Source organism: Aeromonas sp. s13, from assembly GCF_040907905.1.
In the GTDB taxonomy this organism is placed as follows: Bacteria; Pseudomonadota; Gammaproteobacteria; order Enterobacterales; family Aeromonadaceae; genus Aeromonas; species Aeromonas veronii.
Window position 1 is genome coordinate 1 of record NZ_JBFOCS010000085.1, and the last position, 20,258, is coordinate 20,258.

The 20,258-nt window shown below is 55.1% G+C and carries 18 protein-coding genes and 1 tRNA gene; all 19 read right to left on the bottom strand.

The window, feature by feature from the left end; translation table 11 throughout:
- The coding region (gene tuf, locus AB5Y82_RS19810) for an elongation factor Tu (protein WP_368171110.1) at nt 1–1,103 on the bottom strand (1,103 nt) is incomplete at its 3' end.
- A gap of 54 nt (nt 1,104–1,157) precedes the next feature.
- A complete protein-coding gene (gene fusA / locus AB5Y82_RS19815) occupies nt 1,158–3,263 on the bottom strand; it encodes an elongation factor G (protein WP_021229318.1) in 2,106 nt (701 codons plus the stop codon).
- 75 nt (nt 3,264–3,338) lie between these two features.
- Nucleotides 3,339–3,809 (bottom strand): 30S ribosomal protein S7, encoded by a 471-nt coding sequence (gene rpsG, locus AB5Y82_RS19820; RefSeq protein WP_005339911.1) that lies wholly within the window; start codon nt 3,807–3,809, stop codon nt 3,339–3,341.
- A 93-nt stretch (nt 3,810–3,902) separates the two neighbouring features.
- Nucleotides 3,903–4,277, bottom strand: coding sequence for a 30S ribosomal protein S12 (gene rpsL, locus AB5Y82_RS19825; RefSeq protein WP_005306278.1), 375 nt, complete (start codon nt 4,275–4,277; stop codon nt 3,903–3,905).
- A 182-nt stretch (nt 4,278–4,459) separates the two neighbouring features.
- Nucleotides 4,460–4,738 carry a sulfurtransferase complex subunit TusB gene (gene tusB, locus AB5Y82_RS19830; protein WP_005339909.1) on the bottom strand — a complete coding sequence of 93 codons (279 nt, stop codon included), beginning with the start codon at nt 4,736–4,738 and terminating at the stop codon, nt 4,460–4,462.
- Between the two features lie 7 nt (nt 4,739–4,745).
- The gene (gene tusC / locus AB5Y82_RS19835) at nt 4,746–5,105 is read right to left on the bottom strand and encodes a sulfurtransferase complex subunit TusC (RefSeq protein ID WP_005341830.1); all 360 of its coding nucleotides are present in this window, start codon (nt 5,103–5,105) and stop codon (nt 4,746–4,748) included.
- Between the two features lie 8 nt (nt 5,106–5,113).
- Complete coding sequence (gene tusD, locus AB5Y82_RS19840) at nt 5,114–5,506, bottom strand: sulfurtransferase complex subunit TusD (protein WP_042054810.1); 393 nt, start codon at nt 5,504–5,506, stop codon at nt 5,114–5,116.
- A gap of 84 nt (nt 5,507–5,590) precedes the next feature.
- The gene (locus AB5Y82_RS19845; RefSeq protein WP_159142862.1) at nt 5,591–5,971 is read right to left on the bottom strand and encodes a RidA family protein; all 381 of its coding nucleotides are present in this window, start codon (nt 5,969–5,971) and stop codon (nt 5,591–5,593) included.
- Between the two features lie 24 nt (nt 5,972–5,995).
- A complete protein-coding gene (locus AB5Y82_RS19850) occupies nt 5,996–6,712 on the bottom strand; it encodes a transcriptional regulator (protein ID WP_005339902.1) in 717 nt (238 codons plus the stop codon).
- Nucleotides 6,713–6,906: 194 nt separating this feature from the next.
- On the bottom strand, nt 6,907–11,211 hold the full coding sequence (rpoC, locus tag AB5Y82_RS19855) for a DNA-directed RNA polymerase subunit beta' (RefSeq protein ID WP_005339899.1): 4,305 nt from the start codon (nt 11,209–11,211) through the stop codon (nt 6,907–6,909).
- A gap of 91 nt (nt 11,212–11,302) precedes the next feature.
- Nucleotides 11,303–15,331, bottom strand: a complete 4,029-nt coding sequence (gene rpoB, locus AB5Y82_RS19860) for a DNA-directed RNA polymerase subunit beta (RefSeq protein WP_005339897.1) — start codon at nt 15,329–15,331, stop codon at nt 11,303–11,305.
- A gap of 224 nt (nt 15,332–15,555) precedes the next feature.
- Nucleotides 15,556–15,921 (bottom strand): 50S ribosomal protein L7/L12, encoded by a 366-nt coding sequence (gene rplL / locus AB5Y82_RS19865; RefSeq protein WP_005306304.1) that lies wholly within the window; start codon nt 15,919–15,921, stop codon nt 15,556–15,558.
- Nucleotides 15,922–15,972: 51 nt separating this feature from the next.
- Complete coding sequence (rplJ, locus tag AB5Y82_RS19870; RefSeq protein ID WP_005339895.1) at nt 15,973–16,473, bottom strand: 50S ribosomal protein L10; 501 nt, start codon at nt 16,471–16,473, stop codon at nt 15,973–15,975.
- 256 nt (nt 16,474–16,729) lie between these two features.
- Nucleotides 16,730–17,431 carry a 50S ribosomal protein L1 gene (rplA, locus tag AB5Y82_RS19875; protein WP_005339888.1) on the bottom strand — a complete coding sequence of 234 codons (702 nt, stop codon included), beginning with the start codon at nt 17,429–17,431 and terminating at the stop codon, nt 16,730–16,732.
- A gap of 4 nt (nt 17,432–17,435) precedes the next feature.
- Complete coding sequence (gene rplK / locus AB5Y82_RS19880; RefSeq protein WP_005339887.1) at nt 17,436–17,864, bottom strand: 50S ribosomal protein L11; 429 nt, start codon at nt 17,862–17,864, stop codon at nt 17,436–17,438.
- A gap of 134 nt (nt 17,865–17,998) precedes the next feature.
- Complete coding sequence (gene nusG / locus AB5Y82_RS19885; RefSeq protein ID WP_005306318.1) at nt 17,999–18,550, bottom strand: transcription termination/antitermination protein NusG; 552 nt, start codon at nt 18,548–18,550, stop codon at nt 17,999–18,001.
- Between the two features lie 9 nt (nt 18,551–18,559).
- Nucleotides 18,560–18,931, bottom strand: coding sequence for a preprotein translocase subunit SecE (gene secE / locus AB5Y82_RS19890; RefSeq protein WP_005306322.1), 372 nt, complete (start codon nt 18,929–18,931; stop codon nt 18,560–18,562).
- A gap of 60 nt (nt 18,932–18,991) precedes the next feature.
- Nucleotides 18,992–19,068 (bottom strand) — tRNA-Trp (locus AB5Y82_RS19895).
- Between the two features lie 53 nt (nt 19,069–19,121).
- Nucleotides 19,122–20,258 (bottom strand): elongation factor Tu (gene tuf, locus AB5Y82_RS19900; RefSeq protein WP_115523187.1); only part of this gene is annotated, 1,137 nt, incomplete at its 5' end.

The window sequence follows — 20,258 nt, forward strand, 5'->3', positions numbered from 1 at the left end:
GCGATCGGCGCAATCAGGGTAACAACCATTTTGATGTTGTCGCCCGGCATTACCATCTCTACGCCTTCCGGCAGTTCGATGGTACCGGTCACGTCGGTAGTACGGAAGTAGAACTGCGGACGGTAGCCTTTGAAGAACGGGGTATGACGACCACCTTCTTCTTTGGACAGTACGTACACTTCAGATTCGAACTTGGTGTGCGGCTTGATAGAACCCGGCTTGGCCAGTACCTGACCACGCTCTACGTCTTCACGCTTAACACCACGCAGCAGCGCGCCGATGTTCTCGCCTGCACGACCTTCGTCCAGCAGCTTGCGGAACATTTCTACACCGGTACAGGTGGTAGAAACGGTATCTTTGATACCAACGATTTCTACGGTCTCACCTACTTTAACGATACCGCGCTCTACACGACCGGTAACTACAGTACCACGGCCAGCGATAGAGAATACGTCTTCGATAGGCATCAGGAACGGCTGGTCAATCGCGCGCTCCGGCTCCGGGATGTAGGTATCCAGGTGGCCAGCCAGCTCGATGATCTTCTCTTCCCACTGAGCGTCGCCTTCCAGCGCTTTCAGTGCGGAACCGCGAACTACCGGCAGGTCATCACCCGGGAAGTCGTACTCGGTCAGCAGTTCACGAACTTCCATCTCAACCAGTTCGAGCAGCTCTTCGTCATCAACCATGTCACACTTGTTCATGAACACGATCATGTACGGGATACCAACCTGACGACCCAGCAGGATGTGCTCACGAGTCTGCGGCATCGGGCCGTCAGTCGCTGCTACTACCAGGATCGCGCCGTCCATCTGGGCAGCACCGGTGATCATGTTTTTAACGTAGTCGGCGTGACCCGGGCAATCTACGTGGGCGTAGTGACGGGTAGCGGTGTCGTATTCTACGTGGGAGGTGTTGATGGTGATACCACGCTCACGCTCTTCCGGTGCCTTGTCGATCTGGTCGAAGGCGAAAGCTTTACCACCGAAGTGCTTGGCCAGCACGTTGGTGATAGCTGCAGTCAGGGTGGTTTTACCGTGGTCAACGTGGCCGATGGTGCCGACGTTTACGTGCGGTTTATTACGCTCAAATTTTTCTTTAGACACGACGTAGTCCTTCTAGGTTAAACCCGCCTACCGTCGTAGGCGGGGAATCTTAAATTACTTGGATTTGCGCTCTTCGATCACGGCTTGTGCAACGTTGGTCGGTGCATCGTGATACTTGGCGAATTCCATGGCGTAGGAAGCACGACCCTGGGTAGCGGAACGCAGTGCAGTTGCATAACCGAACATTTCGGCCAGCGGCACCAGAGCACGTACGATCTTGCCGGACGGGCCATCTTCCATACCTTCGATCAGGCCACGACGACGGTTCAGGTCACCGATAACGTCGCCCATGTAATCTTCCGGAGTTTCAACTTCTACTTTCATGATCGGTTCGAGCAGAACCGGGTTGGCTTTCATGAAGCCAGCCTTAAAGGCCATGGAAGCAGCGATTTTGAACGCCAGTTCGGAAGAGTCGACATCGTGGTAAGAACCGAAGTGCAGACGCACACCCAGATCCATAACCGGGTAACCAGCCAGCGGACCAGATTTGAGCTGCTCACGGATACCTTTATCGACACCCGGGATGAATTCACCAGGAATGACACCACCTTTGATGTCGTTGACGAACTCGTAGGCTTTGCCTTCTTCCAGCGGGTACATGTCGATAACAACATGACCGTACTGACCGCGACCACCAGACTGCTTGGCATGCTTGCCTTCGATGTCTTTAACGGTGGTACGGATGGTTTCACGGTAGGCAACCTGCGGCTTACCTACGTTGGCTTCAACCTTGAACTCGCGACGCATACGGTCAACGATGATGTCCAGGTGCAGCTCACCCATACCAGCGATGATGGTTTGACCTGACTCTTCGTCAGTCCATACGCGGAAGGACGGATCTTCCTGAGCCAGACGGCCCAGTGCCAGACCCATCTTCTCTTGGTCAGCCTTGGTTTTCGGCTCAACCGCGATAGAAATTACCGGCTCTGGGAATTCCATACGCTCGAGGATGATCGGTGCGTTCGGGTCACACAGGGTGTCACCAGTGGTCACGTCTTTCAGACCGATAGCAGCAGCGATGTCACCAGCGCGTACTTCTTTGATCTCTTCACGCTTGTTGGCATGCATCTGAACGATACGGCCAAAACGCTCGCGCTTGTCCTTGACGGAGTTCAGCACGGTGTCACCGGAGTTGATCACGCCAGAGTAGACACGGAAGAAGGTCAGGTTACCAACGAACGGGTCGGTAGCGATCTTGAACGCCAGAGCAGAGAACGGCTCGTCATCAGAAGCGTGACGCTCATCTTTGGTCTCGCCGTCCATTTTCAGGCCGTCGATAGCAGCAACGTCGGTCGGAGCCGGCAGGTACTCGATCACGGCATCCAGCATTGCCTGTACGCCCTTGTTCTTGAACGCGGAGCCACAGGTTACCAGGATGATTTCGTTGTTCAGCACGCGCTGACGCAGAGCACCTTTGATCTCTTCCTCGGTCAGCTCTTCGCCGCCCAGGTATTTTTCCATCAGGTCTTCAGACGCTTCAGCAGCGGCTTCAACCAGATTCATGCGCATTTCTTGCGCCTGTTCCAGCAACTCGGCCGGGACGTCTTCGTAATCGAAGGATACGCCCTGATCAGCTTCATTCCAGTTGATGGCTTTCATCTTGACCAGGTCAACAACGCCCTTGAAGTTCTCTTCAGAGCCGATGTTCAGCTGAAGGGGAACCGGAGTACCTTTCAGACGGGTCTTGATGTGCTCAACGCAGCGCAGGAAGTTGGCGCCGGTACGGTCCATCTTGTTGACGAACGCGATACGGGGAACTTTGTACTTGTTAGCCTGACGCCATACGGTTTCAGACTGTGGCTGTACGCCACCTACGGCACAGTACACCATCACGGCACCGTCCAGAACACGCATTGAACGCTCTACTTCGATAGTAAAGTCAACGTGGCCCGGGGTATCGATGATGTTGATACGGTGCGGTTGGAACTGTTTACCCATACCGGACCAGAAAGCGGTGGTCGCGGCGGAGGTGATGGTGATACCACGCTCTTGTTCCTGTTCCATCCAGTCCATGGTGGCAGCGCCATCGTGAACTTCACCGATCTTGTGACTTACACCGGTGTAAAACAGTACGCGCTCGGTAGTAGTAGTCTTACCGGCGTCAATGTGAGCGGAGATACCGATGTTACGATAACGCTCAATGGGGGTTGTACGAGCCATTGTCATCCTCTTACTAAGGCGCTTGTCCCTAGATAATTAAAGGTGCGCAGAGTCAAAAGACCCTGCGCAAGCGGATTACCAGCGGAAGTGAGCGAAGGCTTTGTTCGCTTCAGCCATACGGTGAACGTCTTCACGTTTCTTGACAGACGAACCCTTATTGTCAGCGGCATCCAGCAGCTCGCCAGCCAGACGCTGAGCCATTGATTTTTCACCACGTTTACGAGCGGCATCAACCAACCAGCGCATTGCCAGGGCATTGCGACGTACCGGACGAACTTCTACCGGCACCTGATAGGTTGCACCACCGACGCGACGAGATTTAACCTCGACCGCCGGACGAATGTTATCCAGAGCTTCTTCGAATACGGCCAGGTGCTCTTTGCCAGATTTGGTGGCAATGATGTCCAGGGCGCCATAAACAATGGCTTCTGCAACAGATTTCTTACCGTCAACCATTACTACGTTGACAAATTTAGCCAGCAGCTCTGATCCGAACTTGGGATCTGGCAGGATTTTACGCTGACCAACAACACGACGTCTTGGCATTTCAAATTCTCCGTAACTTCAGGGATTACCCAAAACTAGAAAGCTATCTAACTAGAAACGAATTAACGTTTGGCCTTACTTAACGGAGAACCATTAAGCTTTAGGACGCTTCACGCCATACTTGGAGCGAGCCTGCTTACGGTCTTTAACACCGGCACAGTCCAACGCACCACGAACGGTGTGATAACGAACACCTGGCAAGTCTTTTACACGACCGCCACGGATCAGAACAACAGAGTGCTCTTGCAGGTTGTGACCTTCACCGCCGATGTAGGAGGTGACTTCGAAGCCGTTGGTCAGACGTACACGGCACACTTTACGCAGTGCAGAGTTAGGCTTCTTCGGGGTGGTGGTATATACACGAGTGCATACGCCACGCTTCTGAGGGCACGCTTCCAGCGCCGGCACGTTGCTTTTCACAACGAGCTTGATGCGTGGCTTGCGAACCAACTGGTTAATAGTTGCCATCAAAAGGCTCCTGATAATGACTTCATAAACGTGTGGAAAATCCTCCCCGCAGATACGGGGACGCGAAATTTTATGCCCTGTTGTCTGGGGAGTCAAGATTTATACAATTTGCGTCACAAAAGGGCAATTCGGATCCGTTTGATTTCACGACATCACCTTGAATTTTCTTGAAAATATGCTTCTCAGCCACCCCAGGTGCGCGGGGAACCTTTTTGCGCAATCAGTGCCACCAGACCCGCCATATCGAGCACATTACCCACCCGATGCTGCAAACCGCGAGCTTGCAGATCTTCCTGCATTACATAAAGCGGGATACCCGCCAGCCGCGCGCTCCACTGGGGAGCCGATGCCGCAATCACGGCATCCTGCATCAGTACCAGCTCATCCTCGGGCTGAAGGTATGAGAGCGCCTCTGCCAGAGCCTGACTCTGAAAGGGGGAGTTCAATATCAGATGCAACATGGAGACCTCAAAAGCTGATGTGAGTCGAACATTGTGCCCAGCGCCGAGCCAGTTCCTGGCGCGGCAGACTCTCGACCGGGATCAGCAGATCATCCACGGTCACGCCACGCTCTGCCAGCGAGTCAGCACAAACATAGACCTCTTCGATATCGTAGAGTTCCAGCATTTTGAAGGTGGGCGCGTAGTGGCGCTGCAAAATGGCGGCAGGTTGCTGCTCCTTGAGCAGTTGCAACACACCGTCCCCAATCAGGAAGAGGGCCAGCTCATCAGTCATGGCCGAGGTGGCCAGCAGGGCATCCAGTCCTTCCCGGCCAGCGGCATGGCCATGGGGACCACGACTGCATATAAAGGCGATTTTCTTGCTCATGACTCCCCCTAGAACTGAACCAGTCGATCGGCGGTGAGCGCAGCCTCGGCCAACTGGCCCAGACCGCTCAGACAAAATGGCGCTTGCAGATTGAAGTGCACCTGCCCTGCCCCCTTGGCCTCCTGCTCATCGAGCACACCACGTCGCATGGCAGCGGCGACGCAGACGTCGATACGGATCCCCTGCTCTGCTGCCAGCTCTCGCCACAGACGCACCAGGTCAGTCTCATCGGATGCAGGCAGATGCAGACCGTTGCCGTTGCATACCCCATCCTGATAGAAGAACAGGTGGGACAAGGTATGCCCCTGTGCCAACAGGGTGCGGGCAAAACGATAGGCTGTGCTGGCCGATTGGGTGCCATAGGCAGGCCCCGTGACCAGAATGGCAAAACTCAGACTCATAGCAGGACTCCTGTGCTGACCCGGTCCATTTTACGCCAAAAACAAAAAAGCCCCTGCCAGGAGGGGCTTGATTCGATCTGTTGATCAGAGATGGGCAATCGCCTCGACCTCGACCAGCACATCTTTCGGCAGACGGGCCACCTCCACGCAGGAGCGGGCTGGCGCCGCATCGCCAAAGTAGCGGGCATAGATCTGATTGAAAGCAACGAAGTTGTTCATGTCACTCAGGAAGCAGGTGGTTTTGACCACTTTGCTGGCATCGGCACCGGCAGCTTGCAACACGGCGACCAGATTCTTCATCACCCGCTCGGCCTGCTCTTCGATGCCGCCAGCCACGATCTCCATGGTGGCAGGATCGAGCGGGATCTGCCCGGAGGTGAAGATCATCTCGCCAACCTTGGTAGCCTGAACATACGGACCAATCGCGGCAGGCGCCTTGTCGGTTGCAATCACTTCTTTAGCCATTCATCTATCCCCTTCTGGAATGAGTTACTCGTTCTCGTCTTCACCCTGCTTGCGCTGTCGGATGTAAAGATAAACGGTATGTTTTGAAATATTGAGTTTGTCCGCCACCAGATTGATCGAATCCTTGATATCGAAAATGCCCTTCTCGAACAGCTGGGTCACGATGAAGCGGTTCTTGGCATTGTTGGCCACGGTGGGATCGCGATTGATCTCGTCGATGGTGTTATCCACCGTCTGGGCAACCAGCTCTTCCACGCTGTTGGCGAAGGTCTCTGGTGACTGACGCGCCGCCTGCTGGGGCGTCGGGAAAAATTCGGCCACGAACTCGTGGAAAGGCGCATTGATATGCAGGTTGATGCAGATAAGCCCCACCACTTGCCGCTCGCTGTTGCGAATGGCGATAGTGCTCGACTTCATCAGCGCGCCGGTACGGCTGCGAGCGAAATAGCTCTGGGTGTAATCCTGGCCGGTGCTCTCGATGTCCTTGAGCATGCGCAGGGCGAGATCGGTGATGGGCGCCCCGAGGGTGCGTCCGGTATTGAAGCCGTTGGCGATCTTGATCACCGACTCGTGCAGATTTTCCAGGGAGTGGAGTACCACTTCACAATGCTTGCCGAACAGCTCGGCCAAGCCATCGATGAGCCCATCGTATGAGCGCAACAATTCCCTGTCTTCATCTGTAAAAGTGCGGCTGATCAGCTGTTCTTCGGGAAGCATGGCTTCCTCGATACCGACAGTCATGTTCTACCCCTGTAATAACCATTCAACTTTCCCGAGTTTTAAATTGCAGGGGAGTAAAGTCAACTTTTTTTGATTTTTTACTCTACAACTTTGCTCTGGATCATCCTGAAACCCGCGCTGCGTATACCTTTGCCGAGGAATTGGCCAACAAAAAGGGCTCCTTGAAGGAGCCCTTTTTAATCACGGATGACGAGTTATTCTTCGTCGAAGCTACCGGCTGCGTTCAGCAGATCCGCCAGGTTCTGCTCCGCTTCATCAGCGGTCACCTGCGGGGTGCCAACAGCACGAGCTGCGGCAGCACGCTGGTTGATCCGGCTGTGGTGGTAGGCAAAGCCGGTACCAGCCGGGATCAGACGACCCACGATGACGTTCTCTTTCAGACCACGCAGTTCATCACGCTTGCCACCTACGGCGGCTTCGGTCAGAACGCGAGTGGTTTCCTGGAAGGAAGCTGCGGAGATGAAGGACTCGGTACTCAGAGATGCCTTGGTAATACCCATCAGAACATGACGGTAGGTCGCAGGGGTCTTGCCCTCGGCAACCAGCTTACGGTTGGCAATCTTCACACGAGCCACTTCAACCTGTTCGCCTTCGATCAGATCGGTATCGCCAGCGCTCAGGATCTCGCACTTGCGCAGCATCTGACGAACGATGACTTCGATGTGCTTGTCGTTGATCTTAACGCCTTGCAGACGGTATACGTCCTGCACTTCGTTGGCGATGTAGTTGGCGACCGGGCTGATACCGCGCAGACGCAGGATGTCGTGAGCAGACTCAGGACCGTCCGCCAGCACTTCACCCTTCTCAACTTTTTCACCTTCGAACACGTTCAGGTTACGCCACTTCGGAATCATCTCTTCGTAGACGTTGCCACCATCGGTCGGGGTAATGACCAGACGGCGTTTGCCCTTGGTCTCTTTCCCGAAGGAGATGGTACCGGAGATCTCGGCCAGAATTGCCGGTTCCTTCGGTTGACGTGCTTCGAACAGATCCGCAACGCGCGGCAGACCACCGGTGATGTCCTTGGTACCGCCGGACTCTTGCGGGATACGCGCTACCGCGTCACCCACGCCCACGTTGGCACCATCTTCCAGGTTCACGATCGCCTTGCCCGGCAGGAAGTACTGGGCGGCTACATCGGTACCCGGGATCATCACGTCTTTGCCGTTCAGGTCGACCAGTTTAACGGTCGGACGCATCTCTTTACCGGCGCTCGGACGCTCGTTGACGTCCAGAACAACGATAGAAGAGAGACCGGTCAGCTCGTCGGTCTGACGAGTGATGGTCACGCCATCGATCATGTGTTCGAACTGCAGGCGACCTGCCACTTCGGTGATGATCGGGTGGGTGTGCGGATCCCAGTTGGCAACGGTCTCGCCAGCGCTCACGGCCTGGCCGTCCTTCACTTCCAGCACGGAACCGTAAGGCAGCTTGTGGCTTTCCTTGGTACGGCCCATGTCGTCCATGATGGTCAGTTCGGTAGAACGTGAGGTGATAACCAGTTTGTCATCGCTGTTGTGAACGAACTTGGCGTTCTGCAGCTTGATGGTACCGGTGTTCTTGACCTGGATGCTGCTTTCAGCAGCGGCACGAGATGCAGCACCACCGATGTGGAAAGTACGCATCGTCAGCTGGGTACCCGGTTCACCGATGGACTGGGCGGCGATAACACCGACAGCCTCACCCTTGTTAACCAGGTGACCACGGGCCAGATCACGGCCGTAGCAGTGAGCACAGTTACCGAAGTCAGTTTCACAGGTGATGGCAGAACGAACCTTCACACGGTCAACGGAGTTACGCTCCAGCAGGTCACACAGCTGCTCGTCGAGCAGGGTGTTGCGAGCAACCAGGATCTCGTCCTCGGTACCCGGCTTGATGACATCTTCTGCCACCACACGACCCAGCACGCGCTCACGCAGCGGCTCGACCACGTCGCCACCCTCGATCAGCGGAGTCATCCACAGACCGTCGGTAGTGCCGCAATCGTCCTCGGTGATCACCATGTCTTGCGCCACGTCTACCAGACGACGAGTCAGGTAACCGGAGTTCGCAGTCTTCAGTGCGGTATCCGCCAGACCCTTACGAGCACCGTGGGTAGAGATAAAGTACTGCAGTACGTTCAGACCTTCGCGGAAGTTCGCGATGATCGGGGTCTCGATGATGGAGCCATCCGGCTTGGCCATCAGGCCACGCATACCGGCCAGCTGACGGATCTGGGCGGCGGAACCACGCGCACCAGAGTCGGCCATCATAAAGATGCTGTTGAACGAGGCCTGCTCTTCTTCTTCACCCAGCGAGTTGACGTTACGCTCTTTGGACAAGTTCTCCATCATGGCCTTGGAGACGCGCTCGTTGGCGCTGGCCCAGATATCGATAACCTTGTTGTAACGCTCGCCCGCAGTTACCAGACCTGACAGGAACTGGTCCTGGATCTCGGCAACTTCGGCTTCGGCTGCTGCGATGATGTCTTTCTTGGCATCCGGGATGACCATGTCATCGATACCAACGGAAGCACCGGACAGGGCCGCGTAGTGGAAACCGGTATACATCAGCTGGTCAGCGAAGATAACGGTGTCCTTCAGGCCCTGCTTGCGATAGCAGGTGTTCAGCAGACGGGAGATGAGCTTTTTGCCCAGCGCCTTGTTGGATACGCACTTGATCCAGTTCTGCGGATTGGCATCCAGATCAGCCTGTTCTGCAGCAGTCAGCACCTTCGGCTCGTCGATCAGGGCGTATTCCATGCCTTTCGGCAGGATCAGGCTCAGGATCGCACGACCAACGGTGGTGTTCTTCATCTCGGTGTGTTCACGCAGAGAACCGTCTTCCTGACGCAGGTATTCGGTAATGCGTACTTTCACACGAGCATGCAGATCGGCCAGACCGGCGCGATATACTTTCTCGGCTTCTTTCGGGCCGGCCAGCACCATACCTTCGCCTTTGGCGTTGATACGGGCACGGGTCATGTAGTACAGACCCAAGACCACGTCCTGAGAAGGAACGATGATCGGCTCACCGGAGGCAGGCGACAGGATGTTGTTGGTAGACATCATCAGCGCACGCGCTTCAAGCTGGGCTTCCAGGGTCAGCGGTACGTGGACCGCCATCTGGTCACCATCGAAGTCCGCGTTATACGCAGCACAAACCAGCGGGTGCAGCTGGATTGCCTTGCCTTCGACCAGAGTCGGTTCGAATGCCTGGATACCCAGACGGTGCAGAGTCGGTGCACGGTTCAGCAGAACCGGGTGTTCGCGGATCACTTCGTCCAGGATATCCCAAACAACAGCTTCCTCGCGCTCCACCATCTTCTTGGCGGCCTTGATCGTGGTCGCCAGACCGCGGGTTTCCAGCTTGCCATAGATGAACGGCTTGAACAGTTCCAGCGCCATCTTCTTCGGCAGACCGCACTGATGCAGACGCAGAGTCGGGCCTACGGTGATAACGGAACGACCGGAGTAGTCGACACGCTTACCGAGCAGGTTCTGACGGAAACGACCCTGCTTACCCTTGATCATGTCGGCCAAGGATTTCAGCGGGCGCTTGTTGGAACCGGTGATGGCACGACCGCGACGGCCGTTATCCAGCAGGGCATCGACGGACTCTTGCAGCATACGCTTTTCGTTGCGCACGATGATGTCCGGAGCAGCCAGATCCAGCAGACGCTTCAAGCGGTTGTTACGGTTGATCACGCGACGGTACAGATCGTTCAGATCGGAAGTAGCGAAACGGCCGCCGTCCAGCGGTACCAGCGGACGCAGGTCCGGCGGCAGCACAGGCAGCACTGTCATGATCATCCACTCCGGCTTGTTGCCGGACTGCAGGAAAGCTTCCATCAGCTTCAGACGCTTGGTGGTCTTCTTGCGCTTGGTCTCGGAGTTGGTTTGATCCAGCTCCTCACGCATGGTTTTGACTTCACCTTCCAGATCGATAGCGCGCAGCAATGCCAGGATTGCTTCGGCACCCATCTTGGCGTCAAATTCGTCGCCCCACTCTTCCAGCGCATCCAGGTACTGCTCTTCAGAGAGCATCTGGCTGCGTTCGAGGTTGGTCATGCCCGGCTCGATTACCACGAAAGATTCGAAGTAAAGCACGCGCTCGATGTCGCGCAGGGTCATGTCCAGCAGCAGACCGATACGGGACGGCAGGGACTTCAGGAACCAGATGTGGGCAGTCGGGCTGGCCAGCTCGATGTGGCCCATACGCTCACGACGGACCTTGGTCTGGGTCACTTCAACGCCGCACTTCTCACAGATCACACCACGGTGTTTCAGGCGCTTGTACTTGCCGCACAGACACTCGTAGTCCTTCACCGGTCCGAAGATACGGGCGCAGAACAGACCATCACGCTCCGGCTTGAAAGTCCGGTAGTTGATGGTCTCAGGCTTTTTGACCTCACCGAATGACCAGGAGCGGATCATGTCAGGAGAGGCCAGACCGATCTTGATACTGTCAAACTCTTCGGTCTTGGTCTGAGCCTTCAAAAACTTGAGTAAGTCTTTCACGTGTTTCCCCTGTCAGGAGTCTAACCTCGGCGCCCCGGCTGCCAAAACAGCGGGGCGCCCACGTCAATTCTCGAACAATAAGAGCGAGCTCTTACTCTTCGTCCAGCTCGATGTTGATACCCAGAGAGCGGATTTCCTTCAGCAATACGTTGAAGGATTCGGGCATGCCCGGCTCCATACGGTGGTCGCCATCCACGATGTTCTTATACATCTTGGTACGGCCATTCACATCGTCAGACTTGACGGTCAGCATTTCCTGCAGGGTATATGCCGCACCGTAAGCCTCCAGGGCCCACACTTCCATCTCACCGAAACGCTGACCACCGAACTGAGCCTTACCACCCAGCGGCTGCTGGGTAACCAGGCTGTAAGAACCGGTAGAACGCGCGTGCATCTTGTCGTCGACCAAGTGGTTCAGCTTGAGCATGTACATGTAACCAACGGTTACTTTACGCTCGAAGCGGTTACCGGTACGGCCATCGAACAGATCAATCTGACCGGATTCCGGCAGATCGGCCAGCTTCAGCAGGGCTTTGATTTCGCGCTCTTTGGCACCATCAAACACTGGAGTAGCAACCGGCAGACCCTTACGCAGGTTACCCACCAGGGTACGTACGTCGTCATCAGACAGTTCGGCGATGTTCACTTGCTGGGTGTCCTTCTCGCCCAGGTCATAGACCTGTTGCAGGAAGTTGCGCATCTCGTGCAGCTCGCGCTGCTCTTTGACCATGCGATCGATCTTCTCGCCGATACCCTTGGCCGCAAGGCCCAGGTGCACTTCGAGGATCTGACCGATGTTCATACGGGATGGTACGCCCAACGGGTTCAGTACGATGTCGACCGGACGGCCGAACTCGTCATGAGGCATATCCTCGACCGGACAGATCTTAGAGATAACACCCTTGTTACCGTGACGGCCCGCCATCTTGTCACCCGGCTGGATGCGACGCTTGACTGCCAGATAAACCTTGACGATTTTCAGTACGCCCGGTGCCAGATCATCACCCTGGATAATCTTGCGACGCTTGTTCTCGAATTTCTTGTCGAACTCGGCTTTCAGCTCAACGTGCTGTTCAGCGATCTGTTCCAGTTCGGTCTGCTTGCCTTCGTCTTCGATGGCCAGTTCAAACCACTTGGAGCGATCGAGCTTGTTCAGACGATCTTCGCTGTAACCGGCGGCCAGCAGCAGGTTGCGGGAGCGGCCGAAAATGCCGTCTTCCAGGATCTTGAACTCTTCGGTCAAGTCCTTCTTCGCTTCCTTCAGTTGCATCTCTTCGATTTCTTTGGCGCGCTTGTCTTTTTCCACGCCATCGCGGGTAAAGACTTGCACGTCAACCACGGTACCGTACACACCGTTCGGTACACGCAGGGAGGAGTCCTTCACATCGGACGCCTTCTCACCGAAGATGGCGCGCAGCAGCTTCTCTTCCGGCGTCAGCTGGGTTTCACCTTTCGGGGTTACCTTACCGACCAGAATGTCGCCGCCCTTCACTTCGGCACCCACATAGACGATACCGGACTCGTCCAGCTTGGACAGAGCGGCTTCACCCACGTTCGGGATGTCAGCAGTGATCTCTTCCGGACCCAGCTTGGTGTCACGGGAGATACAGGCCAGTTCCTGGATATGGATGGTGGTCAGGCGATCTTCCTGAACAACACGCTCGTTCACCAGGATCGAGTCTTCGAAGTTGTAACCGTTCCACGGCATGAACGCGACGCGCATGTTCTGACCCAGTGCCAGTTCACCCAGATCGGTGGACGGGCCGTCAGCCAGTACGTCACCAGCCATCACCGGCTCACCCAACATCACGCAAGGACGCTGGTTGATACAGGTGTTCTGGTTGGAACGGGTGTATTTGGTCAGGTTGTAGATGTCGATACCGGCTTCGCCTGGCATCAGCTCATCTTCATTGACCTTCAGGACGATACGGGAGGCATCGACATAGTCGATTACGCCGCCACGCTTGGCCACTACGGTTACACCGGAGTCAACGGCCACAGCGCGTTCCATACCGGTACCTACCAGCGGCTTGTCAGCACGCAGAGTCGGTACTGCCTGACGTTGCATGTTTGAACCCATCAATGCGCGGTTCGCGTCATCGTGTTCCAGGAACGGGATCAGAGCCGCTGCCACAGATACGATCTGCTGCGGGCTCACGTCCATATACTGGATCTGGTCGGCGTTCATAAAGGTGGATTCACCTTTGTGACGGCACGGGATCAATTCATCTTTCAGACGGCCATCTTCGGTGGTCGCGGCGTTAGCCTGTGCGATCACGTACTTGCCTTCTTCAATAGCAGACAGGTAGTCCACTTCGTCGGTGATCACACCGTCAATGACCTTGCGGTACGGGGTCTCGAGGAAACCGTACTCGTTGGTACGAGAGTACACGGACAGAGAGTTGATCAGACCGATGTTCGGACCTTCAGGAGTCTCGATAGGGCACAGACGACCGTAGTGGGTCGGGTGTACGTCTCGGACTTCAAAGCCGGCACGCTCACGGGTCAAACCGCCCGGGCCCAGCGCGGAAATACGACGCTTGTGGGTCACTTCGGAGAGCGGGTTGTTCTGGTCCATAAACTGGGACAGCTGACTGGAACCAAAGAACTCTTTGACTGCGGCGGAGATCGGCTTGGCGTTGATCAGATCCTGCGGCATCAGGGTGTCCAGGTCGCCCAGGGAGAGACGCTCCTTGACCGCACGCTCGACACGCACCAGACCGACGCGGAACTGGTTTTCAGCCATTTCACCGACAGAACGGATACGACGGTTACCCAAGTGGTCGATATCGTCCACTTCGTCGTTACCGTTACGGATGTCGATCAGGCGCTTCATCACATCGACGATGTCGTCTTTGGTCAGTACACCCGCGCCAGTCTCGTCTTCACGACCCAGACGGCGGTTGAACTTCATCCGACCTACGGTAGACAGGTCGTAACGCTCGGCGGAGAAGAACAGGTTTTCGAACAGCTGTTCTGCAGCTTCGCGAGTAGGCGGCTCGCCCGGACGCATCATGCGATAGATCTCGACCAGCGCTTCCAAACGGTTGGAGCTGGAGTCGACACGCAGGGTCTCGGACATGTAAGCACCGTGATCCAGTTCGTTGGTGAACAGAACCTCGAAATGCTTGAAGCCGGCTTGGGACAGGTTGGCGATCGCTTCCAGGCTCAGCGCCTGGTTGGCGGTCACGACCATCTCGCCAGTTTGCGGATGTGCGTAGTCCTTGGCAGCAACCTTGCCAACAACATACTCAACCGGCACCTCAATTTGGGTAACGGCGTCTTTTTCCAACTGACGGATGTGACGCGCAGTCACACGACGACCGGTCTCAACCACCACGGCGCCATTGGCCACGATGTCAAAGGTCGCAGTTTCACCACGCAGACGCTCCGGCACCAGATCCATCATCAACTTGCCATCTTTTACTTCAAAACCGATGGTCTCGAAGAAGGTGGCCAGGATTTGTTCGGAAGTGAAGTCCAGGGCGCGCAGAATAATGGATGCTGGCAGTTTGCGACGACGGTCGATACGGACAAACAGGTTGTCTTTAGCATCGAACTCGAAGTCCAGCCAGGAGCCACGGTAGGGGATAACGCGAGCGTTATACAGTACCTTACCGGATGAATGAGTTTTGCCTTTATCGTGGTCGAAGAAGACGCCCGGGCTGCGGTGCAGCTGGGAGACGATAACCCGCTCGGTACCATTGATAACAAAGGTGCCGTTCTCGGTCATGAGCGGAATTTCGCCCATGTATACTTCTTGTTCCTTGATGTCTTTGACGGTGCCGGCAGCTGCTTCACGGTCGTACAGAACCATACGAAGCTTGACACGCAGCGGCGCGGAGTAGGTCACTCCACGGATCTGGCATTCTTTTACGTCAAATACCGGCTCACCCAGGCGATAGCTGACATACTGAAGCTCAGCACTACCGGAGTAACTGGTGATCGGGAAAACGCTACGGAAAGCGGCCTCTAGGCCATATTCACCTTCCGGGTCAGCCTCGATGAACTGCTTGAAGGAGTCCAGCTGAATGGACAACAGATAAGGCGTGTCCAGTACCTGGTCTCGCTTACCGAAGTCCTTACGAATGCGTTTTTTTTCGGTATAAGAGTAAACCATAGGGTTCCTCAGCTCGCTGATAAGTGACCCACTCTGTCCCGCGGGACAGCTCTGTCTCAACACCGTTTTGTGTTGGCCCGGACGAAAGAAGACAGTCCGGATTGCTGGTGCACCGAGAGTCGTAAACGGTGTGAAATGCTCTCAGTCTACAGCGCAAAAAGGCTGGTGAACAAAAATTCACCAGCCCTAGCCTGTTTTATCAGGCTAATCTACATAAATGCAGATTATTTGATCTCAACAGAAGCACCGGCAGCTTCCAGCTCTTTCTTCAGAGCTTCAGCTTCGTCCTTGGACACGCCTTCCTTCAGGTTAGCCGGAGCAGCTTCTACCAGATCTTTGGCTTCTTTCAGGCCCAGACCGGTAGCGCCACGAACGGCTTTGATAACGGCAACTTTGTTGGCGCCAGCAGCAGTCAGAACTACGTCGAACTCGGTCTTCTCTTCTACTGCTTCAGCAGCAGCCGGGCCAGCCATTACGGCAGCAGCGGCAGAAACACCGAACTTCTCTTCCATAGCTTCGATCAGCTCAACAACTTCCATTACGGACATGGAAGCAACGGCTTCGATGATTTGGTCTTTAGTGATAGACATGACAAAAATTCCTGATGTTGAATAAACTCAAACAGCCTAAATAGGCGAGAATCAAGCAGCAGCTTGTTTCTGGTCGCGAACAGCAGCGATAGTACGAACCAGCTTGCCAGCAGAGGCTTCTTTCATAGTCGCCATCAACTTCGCAATTGCTTCTTCGTAAGTCGGCAGCGTGGCCAGACGATCAATTTGTGCTGCGGCGATAAACTCACCGTTAAAAGCGCCAGCCTTGATTTCGAACTTTTGGTTCGCTTTGGCAAACTCTTTGAACAGACGAGCAGCAGCGCCCGGGTGTTCGTTAGAGAAAGCAATCAAGGTAGGACCGGTAAATGCGTCGTTCAGGCACTCGTATTCGGTACCTTCTACCGCGCGACGCAGCAGGGTGTTACGCACAACGCGCATGTACACACCGGCTTCACGAGCGGTTTTACGCAGGACGGTCATCTTGTCTACAGTTACACCGCGAGAATCGGCAACAACTGCAGAAAGAGCGCCTTTGGCAGCTTCGTTGACTTCAGCAACAATTGCCTTTTTGTCTTCGAGTCCCAATGCCATTGGCTTAACTCCTGGATTGAATCCGGGTCTATTGACCCAGTACTGACACATCCCCCCTACCTTTACAACAGAGGGGAACGATGCGGTAGCAGGATTCCAGAAGAGAAAGAATCTTTCTCGCTGGGTTTCCGGCACCGTCTACGCAGGAAACATTAAGGCTTTGCAGCCTCCTGCGGTCTTGGACGGAGGTCGAAACCCCCAACCAATCAAGGCGCAAAATTATAGATTAAATTTTGCGCCTTGTAAAACCCATCAATTAGGCCTGAGCTTCCAGAGAAGCTTGGTCTACGGCAACACCGGCACCCATGGTGGTGGAGATGCTGACTTTCTTGATGAATTGACCTTTGGCGGAAGAGGGCTTGCCTTTTTTCAGGGCAACCAGCAGAGCTTCCAAGTTTTCTTTCAGCTGAACTTCGTTGAAAGAAACCTTACCCAGAGTGGTATGGATGATACCATTCTTGTCGTTACGGTAACGAACCTGACCAGCCTTGGCGTTCTTGACAGCTTCGGCAACGTTAGGAGTTACAGTACCAACTTTCGGGTTCGGCATCAGGCCGCGCGGGCCCAGGATTTGACCCAGTTGACCAACAACGCGCATGGCATCCGGGGATGCGATAACTACGTCGAAGTTCATCTCGCCTTTCTTAACCAGATCGGCCAGGTCATCCATACCTACCAGGTCAGCACCGGCAGCTTTAGCTGCTTCGGCGTTGGCACCTTGGGTAAATACGGCAACGCGTACATCACGACCAGTACCGTGCGGCAGTACAGTAGCACCACGTACGTTCTGGTCAGATTTACGAGCGTCGATACCCAGGTTGACAGCAACGTCAACGCTTTCAACGAACTTGGCGGTAGCCAGTTCTTTCAGCAGGGCAATGGCTTCGTTGATGGAGTACTCTTTGGTACCGTCAACTTTTTCGCGAATAACGCGCATACGCTTGGAAAGTTTAGCCATTGTCTTAATCCTCCACTACCAGACCCATGGAACGAGCGGAGCCGGCGATGCAACGTACTTTTGCATCCAGATCGGCACCAGTCATATCCGGCTCTTTGGTCTTGGCGATTTCTTGCAGCTGGGCAACGGTCACCTTACCAACCTTGTCTTTGTTCGGCTTGGAAGAACCAGACTTGATGCCAGCAGCTTTCTTCAGCAGGAAGGAAGCAGGCGGGGTCTTGGTTTCGAAGGTGAAGGAACGGTCGCTGTAAACGGTGATCACGACCGGAGTCGGTGAACCTTTTTCCAGCTTCTCTGTACGAGCGTTGAACGCCTTACAGAATTCCATGATGTTAACACCGTGTTGACCCAGTGCAGGACCAACGGGAGGAGACGGGTTGGCTGCACCAGCAGCAACCTGCAGCTTTATATAAGCTGTGACTTTCTTAGCCATTAGGAAATTACCTCAAATATGGGTTCTAGCGCCTCGGAGACATGCTCCTGCAAACGGCTCCCCAACTAATAAAGGGGCAGCGAATTATAGAGATATTCGCTGCCCCTGACAACCGTTAAACGTACAGAATTCGATCAGCCTTTTTCGACCTGACCAAAATCCAGTTCAACAGGAGTAGAACGGCCGAAGATCAGTACAGAGACCTTCACGCGGCTCTTCTCATAATCGACTTCTTCAACGGTACCGTTGAAGTCGGCAAACGGACCATCGGCAACCCGCACCATTTCACCCGGTTCAAACAGGGTTTTCGGACGCGGCTTGTCGTGGGCATCCTGCAGACGGTTCAGGATGGCATCAGCCTCTTTGTCGGAGATCGGTGCCGGACGGTCGGAAGTACCGCCGATGAAGCCCATGACGCGCGGTACGTTACGCACCAAGTGCCATGTGGTTTCATCCATGATCATCTGGACCAAGACATAACCCGGGAAAAACTTGCGCTCACTCTTGCGCTTCTGGCCAGCACGCATCTCGACCACTTCTTCGGTCGGGACCAGTACTTCACCGAACATGTCTTCCATGCCATGCATCTTGATATGTTCACGCAGGGACTTGGCTACACGGCCTTCATAGCCGGAAAAAGCCTGCACGACATACCATCTCATACGTTGTTCACGTTGTTCAGTCATGGCTTATCCTTACACACCGGTAATCAGGTTGACCAACCAGACCAAGGCACCGTCCAGAACGAACAGCAGCAGCCCCATCACGGCGGTCACCGCCAGCACAATCAGGGTTGTCTGAATGGCTTCCTGACGGGTCGGCCATACGACCTTGCGGACTTCCAGGCGAGACTCACGGGCGAATGCCAGTGTTGCCTTTCCCTTGGTGGTTTGCAGGGCTACTGCACCAGCAGCAGCAATGACAACGACCACACCCAGGGCGCGGACGGCAGCGACAACATCGTTGAGCAGGTAATTACCCACTACAGCGGCCGCCAGGATAATGAAAACCAGGCCCCAAAGCAGGGTATCCTTGCTTCCGCCCTGGCTCTCAGAACTAACACTCATACAACCCACCTGTATCTGACGTAACCAAAGACACAAAAGCCCCGTACGAGACGAGGTATATGGCAGGGGCGGCAGGACTCGAACCCGCAACCATCGGTTTTGGAGACCGCTGTTCTACCAATTCGAACTACGCCCCTACACAAGAAAGCCCCTATTATAGGGGCTTTGCTTTATTTATGTAAGCCAAAGATTAAGCGATTACGCTGGCTACAACACCGGCACCTACGGTACGGCCACCTTCACGGATAGCGAAACGCAGACCGTCGTCCATCGCGATCGGCGCAATCAGGGTAACAACCATTTTGATGTTGTCGCCCGGCATTACCATCTCTACGCCTTCCGGCAGTTCGATGGTACCGGTCACGTCGGTAGTACGGAAGTAGAACTGCGGACGGTAGCCTTTGAAGAACGGGGTATGACGACCACCTTCTTCTTTGGACAGTACGTACACTTCAGATTCGAACTTGGTGTGCGGCTTGATAGAACCCGGCTTGGCCAGTACCTGACCACGCTCTACGTCTTCACGCTTAACACCACGCAGCAGCGCGCCGATGTTCTCGCCTGCACGACCTTCGTCCAGCAGCTTGCGGAACATTTCTACACCGGTACAGGTGGTAGAAACGGTATCTTTGATACCAACGATTTCTACGGTCTCACCTACTTTAACGATACCGCGCTCTACACGACCGGTAACTACAGTACCACGGCCAGCGATAGAGAATACGTCTTCGATAGGCATCAGGAACGGCTGGTCAATCGCGCGCTCCGGCTCCGGGATGTAGGTATCCAGGTGGCCAGCCAGCTCGATGATCTTCTCTTCCCACTGAGCGTCGCCTTCCAGCGCTTTCAGTGCGGAACCGCGAACTACCGGCAGGTCATCACCCGGGAAGTCGTACTCGGTCAGCAGTTCACGAACTTCCATCTCAACCAGTTCGAGCAGCTCTTCGTCATCAACCATGTCACACTTGTTCATGAACACGATCATGTACGGGATACCAACCTGACGACCCAGCAGGATGTGCTCACGAGTCTGCGGCATCGGGCCGTCAGTCGCTGCTACTACCAGGATCGCGCCGTCCATCTGGGCAGCACCGGTGATCATGTTTTTAACGTAGTCGGCGTGACCCGGGCAATCTACGTGGGCGTAGTGACGGGTAGCGGTGTCGTATTCTACGTGGGAGGTGTTGATGGTGATACCACGCTCACGCTCTTCCGGTGCCTTGTCGATCTGGTCGAAGGCGAAAGCTTTACCACCGAAGTGCTTGGCCAGCACGTTGGTGATAGCTGCAGTCAGGGTGGTTTTACCGTGGTCAACGTGGCCGATGGT